Source organism: Tenacibaculum jejuense (genome assembly GCF_900198195.1).
GTDB classification, from domain to species: domain Bacteria; phylum Bacteroidota; class Bacteroidia; order Flavobacteriales; family Flavobacteriaceae; genus Polaribacter; species Polaribacter jejuensis.
This window is the reverse complement of sequence record NZ_LT899436.1, coordinates 592,626-610,219: the sequence shown is the minus strand read 5'-3', so window position 1 is coordinate 610,219 and position 17,594 is coordinate 592,626. Positions and strand designations below refer to the sequence as shown.

17 protein-coding genes are annotated in these 17,594 nt (G+C 28.8%); 12 read left to right on the top strand and 5 right to left on the bottom strand.

From position 1 onward, the window contains the following. Window positions 1-35 precede the first annotated feature (35 nt). The 4 genes from AQ1685_RS02900 (at window position 36) to AQ1685_RS02885 (ending at window position 3,974) form a co-directional block, all read left to right on the top strand. Window positions 36-263, top strand: coding sequence for a hypothetical protein (locus tag AQ1685_RS02900; RefSeq protein WP_095069286.1), 228 nt, complete (start codon window positions 36-38; stop codon window positions 261-263). A 36-nt stretch (window positions 264-299) separates the two neighbouring features. Further along, window positions 300-545 (top strand): hypothetical protein, encoded by a 246-nt coding sequence (locus AQ1685_RS02895; protein WP_157730062.1) that lies wholly within the window; start codon window positions 300-302, stop codon window positions 543-545. A 74-nt stretch (window positions 546-619) separates the two neighbouring features. Continuing rightward, window positions 620-1,333, top strand: a complete 714-nt coding sequence (locus AQ1685_RS02890; RefSeq protein ID WP_095069284.1) for a GLPGLI family protein — start codon at window positions 620-622, stop codon at window positions 1,331-1,333. Then, entirely contained in the window at window positions 1,323-3,974 is a 2,652-nt protein-coding gene (locus AQ1685_RS02885) for a TonB-dependent receptor (RefSeq protein ID WP_095069282.1), read from the top strand. The genes AQ1685_RS02890 and AQ1685_RS02885 overlap by 11 nt, the downstream gene beginning before the upstream one ends. Before the next feature lie 463 nt (window positions 3,975-4,437). Here the strand turns inward: AQ1685_RS02885 and AQ1685_RS02880 are convergent, their stop codons facing one another. Together AQ1685_RS02880 and AQ1685_RS02875 are read right to left on the bottom strand one after the other, a co-directional pair. Beyond that, complete coding sequence (locus AQ1685_RS02880; protein WP_095074984.1) at window positions 4,438-4,713, bottom strand: rhodanese-like domain-containing protein; 276 nt, start codon at window positions 4,711-4,713, stop codon at window positions 4,438-4,440. 34 nt (window positions 4,714-4,747) lie between these two features. Beyond that, window positions 4,748-6,505 carry an aromatic amino acid hydroxylase gene (locus tag AQ1685_RS02875; protein ID WP_095069281.1) on the bottom strand — a complete coding sequence of 586 codons (1,758 nt, stop codon included), beginning with the start codon at window positions 6,503-6,505 and terminating at the stop codon, window positions 4,748-4,750. Window positions 6,506-6,923: 418 nt separating this feature from the next. Here AQ1685_RS02875 and AQ1685_RS02870 point away from each other — a divergent pair, with 418 nt between their 5' ends. Beyond that, a complete protein-coding gene (locus tag AQ1685_RS02870) occupies window positions 6,924-8,408 on the top strand; it encodes a hypothetical protein (RefSeq protein ID WP_095069279.1) in 1,485 nt (494 codons plus the stop codon). 384 nt (window positions 8,409-8,792) lie between these two features. On the opposite strand, the gene AQ1685_RS02865 is transcribed toward AQ1685_RS02870, so the two are convergent. Continuing rightward, window positions 8,793-9,644: a hypothetical protein gene (locus tag AQ1685_RS02865; RefSeq protein WP_095069276.1), complete on the bottom strand. Its 852-nt coding sequence runs from the start codon at window positions 9,642-9,644 to the stop codon at window positions 8,793-8,795. 190 nt (window positions 9,645-9,834) lie between these two features. Between AQ1685_RS02865 and AQ1685_RS02860 the strand changes: the two genes are divergently transcribed. From AQ1685_RS02860 to AQ1685_RS02835, 6 genes are read left to right on the top strand one after another with little or no spacing between them, the layout of a single operon-like run. Next, window positions 9,835-10,128, top strand: coding sequence for a hypothetical protein (locus AQ1685_RS02860; RefSeq protein WP_231970240.1), 294 nt, complete (start codon window positions 9,835-9,837; stop codon window positions 10,126-10,128). Window positions 10,129-10,176: 48 nt separating this feature from the next. Then, the gene (gene gpmI / locus AQ1685_RS02855) at window positions 10,177-11,694 is read left to right on the top strand and encodes a 2,3-bisphosphoglycerate-independent phosphoglycerate mutase (protein WP_095069272.1); all 1,518 of its coding nucleotides are present in this window, start codon (window positions 10,177-10,179) and stop codon (window positions 11,692-11,694) included. 13 nt (window positions 11,695-11,707) lie between these two features. Then, window positions 11,708-12,250 (top strand): thioredoxin family protein, encoded by a 543-nt coding sequence (locus AQ1685_RS02850; RefSeq protein ID WP_095069271.1) that lies wholly within the window; start codon window positions 11,708-11,710, stop codon window positions 12,248-12,250. Window positions 12,251-12,255: 5 nt separating this feature from the next. After that, a complete protein-coding gene (locus tag AQ1685_RS02845; RefSeq protein WP_095069269.1) occupies window positions 12,256-12,570 on the top strand; it encodes a hypothetical protein in 315 nt (104 codons plus the stop codon). A 48-nt stretch (window positions 12,571-12,618) separates the two neighbouring features. After that, window positions 12,619-13,437 carry a type I methionyl aminopeptidase gene (gene map / locus AQ1685_RS02840; RefSeq protein WP_095069268.1) on the top strand — a complete coding sequence of 273 codons (819 nt, stop codon included), beginning with the start codon at window positions 12,619-12,621 and terminating at the stop codon, window positions 13,435-13,437. Then, window positions 13,437-14,216: a class I SAM-dependent methyltransferase gene (locus AQ1685_RS02835; protein ID WP_095069266.1), complete on the top strand. Its 780-nt coding sequence runs from the start codon at window positions 13,437-13,439 to the stop codon at window positions 14,214-14,216. Before map ends, AQ1685_RS02835 begins: the two co-directional genes overlap by 1 nt. A 4-nt stretch (window positions 14,217-14,220) precedes the next feature. Here AQ1685_RS02835 and AQ1685_RS02830 read toward each other — a convergent pair whose 3' ends face one another. Both AQ1685_RS02830 and AQ1685_RS02825 read right to left on the bottom strand, forming a co-directional pair. After that, window positions 14,221-15,516 (bottom strand): hypothetical protein, encoded by a 1,296-nt coding sequence (locus tag AQ1685_RS02830; protein WP_095069265.1) that lies wholly within the window; start codon window positions 15,514-15,516, stop codon window positions 14,221-14,223. Window positions 15,517-15,617: 101 nt separating this feature from the next. Next, window positions 15,618-16,616, bottom strand: a complete 999-nt coding sequence (locus AQ1685_RS02825; RefSeq protein WP_095069264.1) for an FAD:protein FMN transferase — start codon at window positions 16,614-16,616, stop codon at window positions 15,618-15,620. 111 nt (window positions 16,617-16,727) lie between these two features. On the opposite strand from AQ1685_RS02825, the gene AQ1685_RS02820 reads away from it, so the two are divergent. Then, window positions 16,728-17,573, top strand: a complete 846-nt coding sequence (locus AQ1685_RS02820; protein ID WP_095069262.1) for an OmpA/MotB family protein — start codon at window positions 16,728-16,730, stop codon at window positions 17,571-17,573. Window positions 17,574-17,594 lie beyond the last annotated feature (21 nt).

Here is a 17,594-nt window from a genome sequence, read left to right as displayed (position 1 = left end):
AAATCAAAGTCGGTATCATTTAAAATCTTTTAATTATGAAAAAAGTTTTGTTCTTAGGAGTAATTTTAGCTTTTACGCTAACTTCTTCTGCAACCAAAAAAGAAAAAGAAAAATTTGGAAGACAATGTTGTACTAAGACACAGTACATGTCGGATGGTAGTTCTGTAGCCATCACTGCTTGTGCAGGTTGGTTTTTATCTAATAATGCTAGAGCATTAAATAGAGCTTGTGCAAAAGTAGATGAAGCTATGGGAGTAAAATAATATTTAAATTTAATTACAATGTTAAAATCACTTTTTTTGGGATTATTTTCCCTTGCAATATTCAGTAATACTACTACTAAATCATCATCAGATAATAATTTAAATAGTAATAAAGATTTTTGTAGAGTTACTTGTACTGTTTCTGTACCTGACGGTTTTGGTGGTTCTATTGGTATTTCAGCAACAGCTGGTAACTTTTTGACAGGTTGCAAAAAAGCTCGTGAAAGAGCGTGCAAAAAAGCAGCAAGAAAAAGCATGAGTGCAATAATGGATAACTCATAATATTTTTATTAATTCAAATTAAAGTTAGGTGTTAATTGAAATATTATCACCTAACTTATTAAATAACAATATGTATGAACAAAATATGTTCTTTTTTATTTTCATTATTTAGTATTTTAAATCTTTTTGCTCAAAGTTATGAGATTGAGTATAACCAAATTGTTGATTTTGATGCTCACACAACTGAAGCTGTTTATAAGTTAATTTATAAAGAAAAGCAGAGCGTGTATTATCAATTGAACAGTGAGTTTACGGAAAATAATGGAAATGATGTTATAGAAGCAAACGAAGGGGTGGTACCTTTTGTTCAAAAAAATTACAAAAACAAAGAAATTGTTTACAATCAACCTATAATGAGTAGCATTAAGTTTGTTTCGGATAAGCTTCCAATACAGACGTGGAAATTAGAAAATAAAACAAAGAAAATAAAATCATTTACTTGTAAAAAAGCAGTAACAACGTTTAGAGGGAGAACTTATACGGCTTGGTATACGGAAGATATTCCTTTGATTGGAGGGCCATGGAAATTTGATGGATTACCTGGTTTAATTTTATCGGTTAGTTCTGATGATGGCGTTTTAAGTATCGAAGCAACTAAAATACAAAGGAAAAATATAGCTAACATTATTCACTTTAACTATAAACAAGATAAGCTTATTTCTTGGAAAATGTACTGTGAAAAATATAGAAAAGTAATTGAACGTATTAGAAAGAATTTAAAGGCAGATACTGACCCAGATATGGAATATGATCTAAATATAAATTTAATAGAGGACATTGGGCTATAATTTTAAAAGTAAGTTTACAAAAGTATTATTTAATAGCTCTATTTTAATAGGGCTATGTTTTTTATTTTCCTCTCCTTTATCAGCTCAAAGTTTCAGAGGAATTATAAAAAACGTAAAAGGAGAAATAGTAAATGATTGCTATATTCTTTTACTTAATGCTGAGACAAAAGAAATTATTGAGTACACTATTCCTGATAGTAAAGGCACATATTATATAGAGAATAAAAAAAAAGATATAAAAAAGATTACAATAAAATGTCAAGGATTACCTTATGTTACTCAGTTTAAAAATATTGATATTCATAAGGGTTTACATTTATATACTACAAATTTTAATTTGATACTTAAAGATCATCAACTTGATGAAGTTATTGTTATTTCTAAACGTATTGCGATAAAAGTAAAGAATGATACAGTTGTTTATGACGTATCTAAATTTAAGAGATTAGAAGATAGAAAGGTTATTAACGTTCTAAAAAACATGCCAGGCATTCAGGTTGATGATAAAACTGGGCTTATACGATATAAAGGAAAACCCATTGAAACCATTTTATTAGATGGAGATGATTTATTTGGTAAAGGGTATTCTATTGGAGCACGTAATATTTCTACAGAAATGGTAGATAAAATTGAAGCCATTGAAGATTATCATGATAATAAGCTTAAAAAAGGAATTAAAAAATCAGATAAGGTTGTACTTAATCTTAAATTTAAAGAGAATCAATTTAAACTTTCTGGTGAAGCCAGTTTAGGTTTGGGGAAAAATCATTATTTAGGAAATATAAATACGATTAATCTTTCAAGTAGACTAAAAGGTTTTGGTGTTTTTAATTTTAATAATATCTCTATTAATGAAACATCATTTAAAGATGAAACGTATGCGATAGAAAACAAAGAAGAATTAGAAAATTCCAGTGTGGATTTTTTTAAAGAAAGTTCCTTAACTCAAAAAACTAATTTTCCTAGAAGTTACATTAATAATATTAAATTTGGAACGCTTAGTAATCTATTTAAGCTATCAGATAAAATTTCATTTAAAAATAGTATCTCTGCTTTTAATGATACAAGTAAAAACTCATTTATATCTAAAAATAGTTTTGATATTAATAACTCAACTATTGAAACATCAAACCAAACTTCTAATATTAGCACGCCAGAATTTGTATCATTATCAAATGAAATGAACTATGATATTAGCAAAACTTCACTTTTAAAGTATCAAAATAAATTTGTGAGTTATTATAACGGTTTTAATCAAAGTAATTTGCAAAACAATACTGATCTTTTTGAAACTTATATAAATCAAACAAAGTTTTATTATCAACAAAAAATAAATTATTCAAGAAAGATTTCTAGAAAAGAATTATTAGAGTTGAATTTATTTCATTCAAATGATGATCGAAGACAAGAATTATTTTTATTAAATCAGGGTAGTATTCTAGTTAATGGAGTACCAATTAATAGAGAGAATACAGAAAGTAAGCGTAGGTTATTAAAAGGAAAAATGTCTTATTTAAAAAAGATTAAAAGATGGGATTTAGAACTTGCAGCTACTCATATTTTTGATGATGAGGATTTTAATTTTCTTCTAAACCCTGATACATATAATTATCAATCGCGAAGTAATACTTCTCATTTAATGCTAGAAACGAACTATAATAAAAGAAAAAAAATACAACTTAAAGGAAAAATAATATTAGGATATTCAGATAGAGCATTAAAAAACAGATTTGAAAATACAATCAATAATAAAAAAGGGTTCTTTATAAATTCCAAATTAAAAACACGATTTAAATTAGGAAAAAAGAATTCTTTTGGAATCACTTTTGAAAATAATAATAAATTAAACAATAATTATTATCTGTTTTCAAATCCTTTCCTAATTGATACACGGACAATTACAAGTAGTAGACCTTCTTTAGATTTTGAAAAATCTTGGAATTTGTCCATGAATTTCTCTCGATATAATCTTTTAAAGCAATCTAGCTTTTCATTTTTAAGCTCGTATGAAGAGGTCAGTAATTTTTTTATAGCTGAACAAACTATTAATGAAGATATTAATATCATTACTTATTTTCAGACACCACAAGCTAAAAGAGATTTAAATATTTCAGCATCGACATCCTTTTTTATAGATTCAATAAATAATAAGATGAGTGTTAATGCCAGTGCTATTTATAGTAATTATTTTAATGTTTTGAATAATAATGTCATTAGAAGTGTAAATTCATCTATCAACAATTTTAACATAGAACTTAATAGTGCATTTGAAGGTTTCTTTAATTATAAAAGTAGTATAGGTCTAACCTATATCGAAAATAAGCAAGAAAATACAAGAGTATTTATTAATAGTAATATAAATGCACGTTTAGAAACAATATTTAAGTTAGCTAAAAAAACTTATTGTAAAGTAGAACAAGAATTATTACTTCCAAGAGGTAGTAGAATTAATACAAATCAATTATTTATAGATTTTTCATTTAATCACATTGGAAAAAATATTGAATATTTTATCTTGGCTAAAAACTTATTGAATAAAAGTTCATTTAATCAGATTTATACAAGTGAATTTTCAACTAGTATTTTTTCAAACGACTTGTTTAATAGATATATTATTTTTGGTTTAAACTATTCATTTTAGCCTTGGAGTTTGATAGAGATTATATAATAAAATTTTCTTTCAAAAACATCATTCTAATCTTGATTAATTTCTCTTGGTCTGTACCGTTCGATGATGTTTAAATGTCTGGATCCATTTTCTGCTTTTAATTTATCATCTGTTTGATCACTTCGTTCATAATAATCAAAACCCATTTGAATTTTAAATTATCAGCGACTATTTATTAATGAGATTAATTTTCCTTCTAAAAATGCTACAGACAGTCGCCACATAAAAAGCATGCTTGAGTGAAAATAACATCTGATAGTTCATCGCATCAATTGGGAGTTATGAAATCACCAAGGCATTATTGTTTTCAAATCGATTAGAACACCAAAGTGTTTTTTCACTATCGTTGGCAAAGACGGAGATATTACTAGAGATGATCGGAAGAACTTCTGACCATCTCTACCCTTTACAGACAGCCTCTTTTTATTTTAAAATCTTACAGGTATTGATCAACATTACCCCAAGGACCGCCATTAATGATATCAATACCATGACCTTGCAAAAACTCAGTTGCCTGTCCGCTTCTTCCTCCACTTCTACATACAGCTATAACTGGTTTGTTCCATGATTTTATTTTTTCAACATGGTTTGGAATAGTATCTAAAACAATATGTTTAGCGCCTTCACTATGACCTTCATTCCATTCTGCCAAAGTTCTTACATCTAAAACTATTGCATCTTTCCCTAAATATTCTTGTATTTCGTTTGCCATATTTTTCTTTCTAAATAAATTAAATATATTCATTTTATACTACTTGTTCATTCAATAATAACGATAGCCCATCATCTATTAAACTAGCGAATTCTTCATTTGTTTTTAAGCCATTTAAGTACTCTTTAATAGAAGTTTGAATTTCATAATTCTGAGTTATTGCTATTTCATACAACTCTAATACCAACAACCAATCTTCGTTAAACTTTTCTTCTACTAGATTAAAAATTGCAATAATTTTTTCTTCAGAAAATGTATTGCTTTCTCTCATTTGTCGTACTTGGTCATACAAACCATACAACTCACGATCTGATGAAGAATAATTAATTTTATGTGTCTTTGTTTCTGAAACTTTCCCAAGGTCTTCAAAAGAATTTACATCAGCAGGACCAGCATAAGCAGAAACAACATCTACACCAACAGCCATATCATAAATCCCCCAATCTGGATGAAATAAAACCGTATCGAAATGAGTAACAGTACAATTTTTAAATGAGATTAGTAAAATTTTACCTCGCAAATCTCTCGTTCCTGTAATTACTTCTCCTTCAACTTTTACGCCTCCTTCAAACTCAAGATTTACTGTTTTTCCTTCATAAATTCCATAAGCCTCTAAATCTCTCGGACTCATATTTTCAATAGGAATATTAATACCTCTTAATTTTCCGATAGGGCTACCAAAACCTTCAGCATGATAGTTTGTACCATGACCAATTAGTTCTTTATCTCTGTTTGATAAAGCTGTTCCTCCAGTGGTTTGAATGTAAATTGGCTTGTTATTTTCGTCGGTGATAACATTAGAAAACACTCCCGAAACTTGAATACCTGTAGACAATTCGATTGTTCCTAAATTTTTAGAATCAATTAATTTATTAATTCCACTTAAACCACCTTTACGAATTCCCATAGTATTCGCATATTGTTCTAAAACCAAACTTAAATGCGCAAAATCTGGAGTTACGAATAATTGTGGCTGTGGTTTAGTGATATCAAAAGAAACATTTGAAGCTTCTAAAGTATATGGTAATTTCTTAACAGCATCTTGCATACACCATTTACTTTCTCCAATAGAAGAAAGTAATCCTGCTCCATAAATTTTAGGGTTTTCTACAGTTCCTATTAAACCATACTCTACTGTCCACCAGTGTAAGTTTCTAATTTGGGCCATTTCAGACAATTCACCCATATTATTTTGCAACCATTCTACTTTCTCTTGTGCTTCTTGAATCTCTTTCTGACTAGAATTCGGATTTTCCTTTAAGATTGAAAGTAAACGAATAGCTTCATACATTTCATAATCTCTAGAAGAGGAAATGGCTTTTGCTCCAATTTCTCCAAACCTTCTTAAATATTCTGCATATTCTGGATTCGCAATAATTGGCGCATGACCTGCTGCTTCATGAATAATATCTGGTGCTGGAGTATATTTGATATGATCTATTGTTCTCATATCAGAAGCAATTACTAAAACATTATAAGCTTGGAATTCCATAAAAGCATTTGGAGGGATAAAACCATCTACAGAAACTGCTGCCCAACCAATTTCTTTTAAAATTCTATTCATTCCTTCCATTCTTGGAATTGTATTTACAGAAATACCTGTTTTTTGCAATCCATCGATGTAAGATTCGTGAGCTACTTTACCTAAATAATCTACATTCATTCGCATAACATATCTCCATACCGCTTGGTTTTGTGCCGTATATTCATCATAAGGTTGCTTTACAACAAATTTATGTAAATGCTGAGGTAGTTTTTTCGTTACTTCATTTAACTCAAAGTGAGTTTTCATACGTTAAAATGTTTGTGTTGTTTGTAAAGATAAAAATACTCATTTCGAAATTAATAGCCTTATGATTTTCGATTTTTGTATATTTACAAAGAGTAAAAAACAGTATAGTTAACAAGATAAAAAGTCATACGCTAGACACCCAAAATTAATATTAGCATCTAACTATTACCCCCGTTATTTAATTCATATTATGCAAGTTTTAAAAACTACTACTATCCCTAATCATATCATAAAAGTTAAAAACGCATACCCAAATTCTAAAAATAGTATTCTACCAATGAAAACAGCTATCAAGAAGCACACTAAACAACCTTTCTTTTATTTCACATAACATAATAATTTTTAACAATTTAAGTTATACCTAGTAATTGAAAAGTGGTATACATTATAATCATATATTTAATTATCAAATTAACCTATGTCAAAATCTGAAGAAACAGATTTAACCCTATTAATTCACTCCTTAAGCCCTAAAGTTTATAACTCTTTTAAGAGGAATTTAAATTTAAAATCTGAACCCAAAATAAAGTTAAAACTCCTAGAAACCATTAGGAAAAAGAAAGTTTATAATAAAAGTGCTTTTATTAAAAAACATAAGCTTGCTTCTTTAAAATTTAATACATTAAAATTTGATTTATTTCAAGAATTAATAGAGCATTTAAAAATTTCTGATCGAAAATTTTCAGACATTAATGTATATAATGAGCTTATAGAACTTGAAGTTCTATTAAAAAATGCGTTGTATACAAAAGCCAAAAGAAAACTAAGTAAATTAAAAAAAATAGCTACTGAAAAGTGCGATTTTGATATTTGCTGTTTACTACAAAAAAAGGCTGTAGAGTTTCGATTATTTAACTATGAAAAAGGAAAAAATAGTTTTAGAGAAGGTGTTACCGAATTAGAAAACTATATCCGTCTTTCTGAAAATTTAAATTCGTACAAACTTTTAGCTGAAGAAATTTGCGAGTTACATTATCAATTTCTTGATAAAAGAATTAAAAATAGAGATGAACTTTTAAACTACAACAACAATCCTTTACTTCAAGATGTTAGTAAAGCAGAATCTGTACTATCGGTATACTTCTTTTACAGAGCAAAATCATTTATTTACATGGGAAATAATGATTTTATAGAAGGAAAACGCTATTCATTTCTTGCTTATGAACATTTGAATAACAACCCTTCAAAATACAGAGATGATTTTTTACTAAAATTTAAAGCCTTAAATAATTATTTGGATTCTAGTATGAATTTAATGGAAACCAGTCCGTTTGAAAAGATTCATCCTGAAATTCTTAAACTCATTGACAACAACAAACATAACTTTAATGCAATAATTAAGAGTTTTAGTACCATAGCTAATGATTGCTTAGTATTGAATTATTTATGGATTAAAAAAGATGTAAATCGTTTTTTAGAGATTGTTCCTCAAATAAAAAAGAACTACGATTTGCATAGCGAAATGACCGGACCTAACTTTAGTATTGAGGTTTTATTATCTATAGCTCGCATGTACTTTTTAAACGGTATGCTAAAAGAAGCTAATTATTATTGCGTTATGATTAGTGATAAAAAGACTAATCCTGCTTCTCTTATCATTTCATGTGGTAATATTTTAAGAATCATGATTCAGCACGACCTTGGTGATCATCAGTTGATTTCTCACTTAGTTCCAACTAGTAAGTATTTTTTAAAAAGTAATGAGCGTCTCTTTAACTTAGAAAAAAGTATTTTAAATGGTTTACATAAAATAAAACCATATTATTCTGAACCTGAAAAAAGGAAGCTTTTTAAAGAGCTTTATGCTGAAGTGTATGATAAATTTAATCAAGCTGAAGATTCTATCCTAGATAAAAAAATAGGAATTTTAGATTGGCTGAAATCTAAAATAGGCAATAAATAAAATAATTTAACCAATTATAGACTAAACTATAAAAAACTAAAAAACAAGAACTTAAAAACAAATCTATTTTATACTATCCTGAATTATAAAAAACTTAACAACTGAAAAAAAAATGATGCGTAAAGAAAAAAGATTCATCTTGCGTTCGATTCAAAATTCATCTTTAAAGATTTAAGTTAGACTTAAAGTAAGGATAATAACGAAATCGTTTTCAATACACTTTTCTTAAGATTAAGAACATAGGGAAGAATTAATCTTAAAAATTATTTATAGTGATTATTTGAATAGTTAGACTTTTATCTAACTCCTCAATTTTAAGGTGCAAAAAAAGGGTGAACTTAAGTTCACCCTTTTTCATAGTTAACAGAATTATTTACACTAAACTCAAGCAGCCTTAAGCTTACTTAATTCTTCCTTCTTTATCTTTATTTCGTTTTCTAATTTATTTAATCTTTTCTCTACTCTGCTGATAATTGCTTCTTTTCTCTGAATATCTTCAGCAGTTAATGCTCCTTCTTTCTTAGCAGTTTCTAACTGATCTTTCTTTTTCTTTAAACCTTGTCTTCCACTAATTAACATTTCTTCGTTAACACTAATATCATCTTCAACCTCCATTATTTTCATTCTCTTTTCTTTAGAAATCTTATCTTCAATTTCTTTCTTTTCAGCTTTTAATTGACTGTCAAGTTGTGTTAACTTTTCGTTTTTCTTGCGTAAAGCTTCTAATTGTTTTTGGTAAGCTTCTTCACTAGCTTTTATTTCTTTCTCTAATTTCTCTCTTGCAGCTTTTAACTCTTGCTCTCTTGTTGCTAAATCACTATCAGCTTTTGTATCTACTACAGGAGTTTTTTCTGTCTTAGTTTCTGTAGTTTCAATTTCTTTCACTTCAGCAACTTTTACATTTAAAGATTTCTTGAATGAATTTAACTCTTCTTTTTGAGTTTTTATCTTCTTATCTAGTTTAGATAATCTAGCCTCAACATTTCTGATAATCGTTTCCTTTCTTAAAACCTCTTCTTTAGTAATTCTATTCTTACTTTTATCTTTTGTTAATCTAGACTTTATTCTTTCTAATCCTTCAACTCCACTTAACAACATTTCTTCGTTAACACGAATCTCTTGCTCTTTACTTTTTATGGCTTTCTTATCTTCTCTAGAAATATCTTGAGAAAACGCAGTTTGAATACTAAAACAAACAATAACGATTGCAGGGATTAAACTTTTAAATATTTTCATTTCTTCTTTTATTTATGCATTCTATGTTTACACTAATATTTGAAACCTTTTTTATAAAAAAGTCACAAACATAACTTGTTTTTTTCGGGGTGCAAATTTACAAATAAAAAGAACACAAAAAACATTTTAACACAATCTATTAACATAGGTAAAAATGTAACGTTTTCAAATATTTAGCTACATATAGGAAATGCTAAATTATATTGTTATGAGTTTTGGAGGAGCAACATCTGCTATGATAGCGAGTATTAAGAATAATAAAAGACCTCGTAAAAGTGCTATTGAAAAATTAAAAAAACATGGTTATTATGATAATGACAACCCAGATCAATTATCTTTTAATAAGACAGCTACTGAAGAACAGTTAGAAAAAATAAGACAAGAGGCTAAAAAAGAAAATAGAAGAAAACTTCTTACATATTTAATTCCAATTGGTTTCATTTCTATTGCCGCTTTAATCGCAATCGGTTTCGTGAAATTTTAAATAAAAAACCTAAAATCTTTACTACTTTTACTTATCAAATTATACCAAATGGATAAGAAAGTAATTTTAATGATTTTAGATGGTTGGGGAATTTCACCTAACCCTGAAATTTCTGCAGTAGATAAAGCAAATACATCTTTTATAGATTCTTTATATACAAAATTTCCTCATTCTGAATTAAGAACTGACGGTGAATATGTTGGACTTCCAAAAGGACAAATGGGAAATTCTGAAGTTGGTCATATTAATTTAGGAGCTGGAAGAATTGTATATCAAAATCTTGCTAAAATAAACAAGGCTATAAAAGATGATACGTTAGCAAAAGAAACTGAATTACTTAATGCATTTAAATATGCAAAAGAAAACAATAAAAACATCCATTTATTAGGTTTAGTTTCAGACGGTGGAATACATTCGCACATTAATCATTTAAAAGGATTATTAGATGCAGCTAAGAATAATGATATATCAAATATTTTCTTACATGCATTTACTGATGGTAGAGATACGGACCCAAAATCTGGAGCTGGCTACATTAAAGATATAGAAAATCACATGATGAATAGTACCGGAAGTTTAGCTTCTATTACTGGTCGTTATTATGCAATGGATCGAGATAACCGTTGGGAAAGAGTAGCTTTAGCTTATAATGCATTAGTGAACGGTGAAGGAACTTTATCGACTAACGCTGTTGAAAGTATTGAAGCAAGTTATAAAAATGATATTACCGATGAATTCATTAAACCTATCATTTTAACTGACGAAAACAATCAGCCTAGAGCTATAATTAAAGAAAATGATGTTGTTATCTTTTTTAATTTCAGAACAGATCGAGGGAGACAATTAACTCAAGCGTTGAATCAAAAAGATTTTGCAGATCAAAATATTAAGAAGTTACCATTATATTTTGTTACCATGACAAATTACGACAGTACTTTTGAAGGAATCCATGTAATTTACGACAATAAAAATATTGAAAACACTTTAGGAGAAGTTTTAGAAACTGCAGGAAAGAAACAAATCAGAATCGCAGAAACTGAAAAATACCCACACGTTACATTTTTCTTCTCTGGCGGAAGAGAAAAAGAATTTGTAGGAGAGAAAAGAATCTTATGTCCTTCTCCAAAAGTAGCTACTTACGATTTAAAACCTGAAATGAGTGCTTTTGAAATTAAAGATGCAATCGTTCCTGAATTAGAAAAAGGAGAAGTAGACTTTGTATGCTTGAATTTTGCGAATGGAGACATGGTAGGACACACAGGAGATTTTGATGCTGCTGTTAAAGCTTGTGAAGCTGTTGACACTTGTGTGAATGAAGTTGTTACTAGTGCTTTAGCTAATGGGTATACAACCTTATTAATTGCAGATCACGGAAATTGTGAAACGATGATTAATCCAGACGGATCACCAAATACTGCACATACTACAAATCCGGTTCCATTAATTTTAATAGATAACGAATTAAAATCAATCAAAAATGGAATTTTAGGAGATATGGCTCCAACTATATTACATTTGTTAGGTATAGAAAAACCAGCTGAAATGACTCAAGAGTCTCTGGTATAAATCTTAAATAACAATGAAAAAAATAATATATGCAATCACCATATTTTTAATCGGTGCATGTTCTTCTTATCAAAAATCGAATGCAAAGTTTAAAGCAGAAAAAGATAGTGATGGAAACCTAGTTGGATACGCTACTCAAAATGACTTTAAACAAGAACCATACGGAAGCGAATGGTTTAATGATTATTATGAGTATTACGAAACAGATAAAAAAACCATTTCTGAGTTAACTCCTTATTTAAAAGATGTTACTATAAAAGCTTTTATGGGAACTTGGTGTGATGATAGCAGACGTGAAGTCCCTAACTTTTATAAGATTTTAAATGAAACAAATTTTGATCAAAATAGATTAGAACTTGTTACCGTAAACAGAGACAAAAAAGCAAAAGGAGTAGAAAAAGGATATAATATTGAAAGAGTTCCTACATTTATTTTTTATCGAAACGGAAAAGAAATTGGAAGATTTGTAGAACATACTGTTAACGATGCTTTTTTAGAACAAGACATACTACAAATTGTATCTGGCAAAGGATACAAACATGCATACGAGAAATAAATATTATGGCTCTAATCATTTTAGAATCAACAAAATGTTCTTTATGCAACAAAAAGTTAAAAGCAGATGATGAAATAATTTCATGGTCTGCTTTTTTAATGCCTGATCATAAATTTGGGAAATTTTCAAATTCTGGAATGCATAAATCTTGTTTTGAAAACTGGAAACATAAAGATGAATTTCAGTATTTAAACAGCTACAAACCTTATTTGGATTTTAATGATTCACACATTAAAACAATGATAGAAAAACATGGAATGCCGGACTGGTTAAAAGAAGTACAAGCGTTTAGAAAAACGCATCCCGAATTTAAACCTTAAATGTTTCAACGAATCGAGTATATTTGCACTTTATTTATTCCATAGGAAATGATTATACCAAAAAACAGAGAAGAAATAGAGTTAATGCGCGAAAGTGCTTTAGTAGTTTCTAAAACTTTAGGAATGTTAGCTAAAGAAGTAAAACCTGGAGTTACTACTTTATATTTAGATCAGCTTGCTGAAGAATTTATTAGAGCGCAAGGTGCAATCCCTGCTTTTTTAGGATTATATGATTTTCCAAACACACTATGTATGAGTCCAAATTCTCAAGTAGTACATGGAATTCCTAACAACACTCCTTTAGTTGAAGGAGATATTATTTCTATCGATTGTGGAGCTTTAAAGAATGAATTCTACGGAGATCATGCTTATACATTTGCTGTTGGCGAAATTGATCCAGAAACTAAAAAACTGTTAGACATCACAAAAGAAAGTTTGTATGTCGGTATTCGTGAATTTAAACTTGGAAACCGTGTTGGAGATGTTGGTTATGCCATTCAACAATTTACTGAAAAACATGGTTATGGTGTAGTAAGAGAATTGGTAGGACATGGAATTGGTAGAAAAATGCATGAAGATCCTGAAATGCCAAATTATGGAAGACGCGGTAGAGGAAAGAAATTTGTTGAAGGCATGGCTTTAGCTATTGAACCTATGACAAACATGGGAACTCATAAAATACGATTCCATAAAGACGGTTGGACTGTAACTACTTTAGATAATAAACCATCTGCACATTTTGAACATGATGTTGCTCTAATTGATGGAAAACCAGAGTTACTTTCTACTTTCCAGTACATTTACGAAGCTTTAGGTATTGAAAGTGATGAAGAAAACGAATTTAGACAACAACCTTTAGTTCTTTAATCGTGTCGCTTTTTAAGACTGTTTTAAATACGATTCCAAGACCAATTTTAATTAAAACTAGTTATTGGGTTCGCCCTGTAATTGCTTGGTGGTTAAAAGGAGATAATTTCACTGATCCTATCGATGGGAAATCTTTTAAAAAGATGCTACCTTATGGTTATGAAGTTCAACGTGAAAATGTATTATCTCCATCTACTCTTTCGTTAGAAAGACATCGCTTACTTTGGTTATATTTACAGCAAGAAACCAACTTTTTTTCATCTAAAGAAAAGAGAAAACTATTACATATTGCTCCTGAACAATGTTTTTTACACCGTTTTAGAGCATTAAACAATCTAGAATACATCACTTCAGATTTAGAATCGCCAATTGCTGATGTTAAAGCAGATATTTGTGATTTGCCTTTTGAAGATGAATCTTTCGATATTATTTTTTGCAATCATGTATTAGAACATATTCCAGATGATACGAAAGCAATGCAAGAATTGTATCGTATTTTAAAACCAGGTGGTTATGGTATCTTTCAAATTCCTCAAGATTTAAACAGAGAAACTACTTTTGAAGATGACTCTATTACAGACCCTAAGGAAAGAGCTAAAATATTTGGTCAATACGATCATGTTCGTGTTTATGGAAGAGATTATTTCAACAAACTACGTTCTATAGGTTTTGATGTAAAAGAAGTAGATTACACAAAACAAATCGCCCCAGAACTAGTGGAGCGATATGCTTTAGCTAAAGGTGAAATTTTACCTTTATGCTATAAAACAGGACAATAAACAGTTATTTATTTTCTTTCAAATAATTCTCTAAAGGTTGAAGTTTTTTATCTCTTAAAAATACAACTCCGTCCTTTTTAAGTTGATACTTACCTGTAGCTTTCTTTTCAATAACTACATCGTTAGTATAAGTTCCTTTGGCATCTTTCATTTTACTAACTTTTTCTCCAAGAATATTATACCAACTCGTATTTTTTCCTTTTTGAGCCTGAATTTTATTTTTATAAAAACTACCTAAATAGCCAATATCTTCGGCCAATAAAACTCGATTCTCGTTTTCAGAAATTTTAGAAGAGCCAAATAAATATCCTTTTAACTTTTCAGTTTCTTCATCATATAATGTATAAATATCTCCACCTAAATGACCACCTAACTTATACCATTTTTTATCAATCTTTACGATGTTCTCATCTTCATCGTACTTATCAATTATATCCGCTTTTTTCATAGCCTTTAATTGTCCTTCAATGTTTTTAATTCGAAGAGAACTCTCATTAACTAAATCAAAAATAAATGTGTTTGAACTGTTATTCGGATAAGCTACCAATTGCTGATTTCCCCTTGGTAATAAAACTGCCTCAAAAAAAAGAGACATCGAACTTACACTTTTGATATCTGGTAACTCAAAACCCTCATTTTCTTTCGACTTGTAACAATAAATCTGCGTTGCTTTTCTTGGTTTATCTAGAAATAAAAATACCCCTTCAAAAGTTAAGGCTTTCTTATATAAATTTGGTTTAATTAACACTTTGCCTCTGTCATTCAATAAACCATATTTATCTTCCTTTTTAAAAATAGCAAAACCAAAAGCATTAAATTTAAAAATTGTATCAGCTTTAATAGATAACGCATCTGAGATAACATTCCATTCACGTTTTAATGAATCTATTCGTTTTTGTTCTTTTTCAGCCATTAACTTTAGCTGTTCTTTTTCTTTTTGTTGTGCTTCAATCTTCTCTAATTTTTCTTCAATATCAACATACAATTCCAACATTTGCTTGTAAGTTTCTGAAGATTTACTTCTAGATAATTGAAAATACTTTTTTGCGAAATCCCTTGCTTCTGCATATGCTTTAAGCTCGTAGTATATAAGAGTTCCCATTTCAGCAACTTTAGCTTTTTGAATAGAATCTATTTTGGATACTCCTTTATCGAAATTAATTTTTGCAGACTGATAGTCTATTTTCTCCATATCTTTTTCAGCTTTACTGAAATAGACCTTTGCAATTTCATAATTAGATTGTGCAGTTGAGATATAAAAATTAACAGCTACAAAAATGACAAATAATCCCCTTCTCATTTTTATGTATTTATAGTTTATGACCTGTGATTGATCTTATTTAAGACCTCCACTAAAATATTATGAGAAAGAAATTTAAAATATACCTAAAGCTAGGTAAATTAGTTTGAATACTCCTCTATTTCACCTTGGGCATTTGTGAAAAGTAATACTACTTTTAATTCTGGATGTTTTTCTAAGAAAAGTTTAGTTTTTTCTAATCCCATTGCCATAAATGCTGTAGCATAAGCATCAACATCTGCACAATCTCCATTCATTAAAACTGAAGCACTTAATAAATTATTCTCTTGAGCTAATCCTGTTTTGGGATTTACAGTATGTACAATTTTTTCTCCTTTTTCATTGACTTTAAACTTTCTGTAATTTCCTGAAGTTGCCATAGATTGATTATCTAATAAAATAAATCGAGACTGACTTCTTGATCCATCGGTTTTAGGATCATCAATTGCTACTTTCCAAGCAGAATTTCTAGAGTTTTTACCTCTAGCTCTAATTTCACCACCTATTTCAACTAAATAATCTTTAATATTTTTGCTTTCAAGAAATCGTCCTACCACATCAATACCCAATCCTTTTGCATAAGCATTAACATTAAATTCCATTTCTGGAGCTTTTATAACTTTATTATCTTTTAAAGTCATTTTATCAAAACCTGTAATCTTCATTAATTCTTTAATCTCATCTGAAGTAAGATTCTTCTTTTCTTTACCAGAACCAAAACCATACGCATTAATTAATTTCCCTATGGTTGGATCAAAATATCCATCGGTTTCTTTGTATAGGCGTTTTGCTTTATCAAAAGCTTCAATAAAATAAGCATCTACAACAACTGTTGAATCGTTTTGATTTATTTTAGAAATTAAAGATGTTGGTATGTAGGTAGATAATGAATTATTAAAATCTTTAAATATGACATTAATTGGTTCCTGAAAATTTTCAGTGCTCTTGTAAATTATATTATATGTTGTTCCAAAAACATTTCCTCTTAATTTAGTATATAATTCTTGTGTTTTTTGAACTTCTTCCTTTTTTTCTTCTACCTTACACGATTGAAAAAAAACTAGGAAAATAAGCAGGAAAGAATAGTATTTTGGAGCCATTAATTTATAATTTTTTAACAAAAATAAATCAATCTGTACTAAAATACCGTTAATGTAAGTTTTTGTTTCATCATTTTTTTAAATTTGCTACTTACATTAACTACATAAAAGATGAAAAAAATAGTATTATTTCTATCGGCTGCTTTTCTGTTAGCTTCTTGTGCCTCAACAAAAGAACTAGAAGCCCTAAAGGCAAAACACGAACAAACTAAAGAAGAATTGTTAACCGTAAAAACAAACTTAACAAAATGTTTAGTTGAAAAAGAGAAATATCAAGATCGCTCTAAAGATTTAGAAGGAAGAATTGACGAACTAAGAAAAGACAAAGAAAATACTATTCAACAAGTTGAAAATTTAACTGTTTTAACTAAAGGTGCTAACGATAATATTAAAGAAACTTTAGCTCAATTAAGTAAAAAAGATAAATATATTAATAAAATTAGAGCTGCTGCATCTAAGAAAGATTCTTTAAACTTAGTAGTAGCATTTCATTTAAAGAAAGAATTACAGGACGGAATTGACGATCAAGATATCGAGGTTAATGTAGAGAAGACCGTTGTATTTATTTCTATCTCTGATAAATTATTATTCAAGAGCGGTAGCTATACTATTACAGATAAAGCTTCTAAAGTTTTACAAAAAGTTGCAACTGTAGTAAATGGACAACCAGAAATGGATGTTATGATTGAAGGTCACACTGATGATACTCCAATTAACACTGCGGCTGTTAAAGATAACTGGGATTTAAGTGTAAAACGTTCTACAGCAATTGTTCGTGAGTTACAAGCAAAATACAATGTAGCTCCTTCTAGATTAATCGCTGCTGGTAGAAGTAGTTTTATGCCTTTAGTTGCAAATGATACTCCTGCTAACAAAGCGAAAAACAGACGTACTAAAATTATTATTTTACCACGTTTAAATCAATTCTTTGATTTATTAGACCAAAAGGTTGAATAATAAATAATTTTATTTATAAAA

What these genes read in the sequence shown, in the direction of transcription:
- AQ1685_RS02900 (WP_095069286.1), top strand. Translation starts at nt 36, where the DNA reads ATGAAAAAAGTTTTGTTCTTAGGAGTAATTTTAGCTTTTACGCTAACT.
- AQ1685_RS02890 (WP_095069284.1), top strand. Translation starts at nt 620, where the DNA reads ATGAACAAAATATGTTCTTTTTTATTTTCATTATTTAGTATTTTAAAT.
- AQ1685_RS02880 (WP_095074984.1), bottom strand. Translation starts at nt 4,713, where the DNA reads ATGGCAAACGAAATACAAGAATATTTAGGGAAAGATGCAATAGTTTTA.
- AQ1685_RS02875 (WP_095069281.1), bottom strand. Translation starts at nt 6,505, where the DNA reads ATGAAAACTCACTTTGAGTTAAATGAAGTAACGAAAAAACTACCTCAG.
- AQ1685_RS02870 (WP_095069279.1), top strand. Translation starts at nt 6,924, where the DNA reads ATGTCAAAATCTGAAGAAACAGATTTAACCCTATTAATTCACTCCTTA.
- AQ1685_RS02865 (WP_095069276.1), bottom strand. Translation starts at nt 9,644, where the DNA reads ATGAAAATATTTAAAAGTTTAATCCCTGCAATCGTTATTGTTTGTTTT.
- AQ1685_RS02860 (WP_231970240.1), top strand. Translation starts at nt 9,835, where the DNA reads ATGCTAAATTATATTGTTATGAGTTTTGGAGGAGCAACATCTGCTATG.
- gpmI (WP_095069272.1), top strand. Translation starts at nt 10,177, where the DNA reads ATGGATAAGAAAGTAATTTTAATGATTTTAGATGGTTGGGGAATTTCA.
- AQ1685_RS02850 (WP_095069271.1), top strand. Translation starts at nt 11,708, where the DNA reads ATGAAAAAAATAATATATGCAATCACCATATTTTTAATCGGTGCATGT.
- AQ1685_RS02845 (WP_095069269.1), top strand. Translation starts at nt 12,256, where the DNA reads ATGGCTCTAATCATTTTAGAATCAACAAAATGTTCTTTATGCAACAAA.
- map (WP_095069268.1), top strand. Translation starts at nt 12,619, where the DNA reads ATGATTATACCAAAAAACAGAGAAGAAATAGAGTTAATGCGCGAAAGT.
- AQ1685_RS02830 (WP_095069265.1), bottom strand. Translation starts at nt 15,516, where the DNA reads ATGAGAAGGGGATTATTTGTCATTTTTGTAGCTGTTAATTTTTATATC.
- AQ1685_RS02825 (WP_095069264.1), bottom strand. Translation starts at nt 16,616, where the DNA reads ATGGCTCCAAAATACTATTCTTTCCTGCTTATTTTCCTAGTTTTTTTT.
- AQ1685_RS02820 (WP_095069262.1), top strand. Translation starts at nt 16,728, where the DNA reads ATGAAAAAAATAGTATTATTTCTATCGGCTGCTTTTCTGTTAGCTTCT.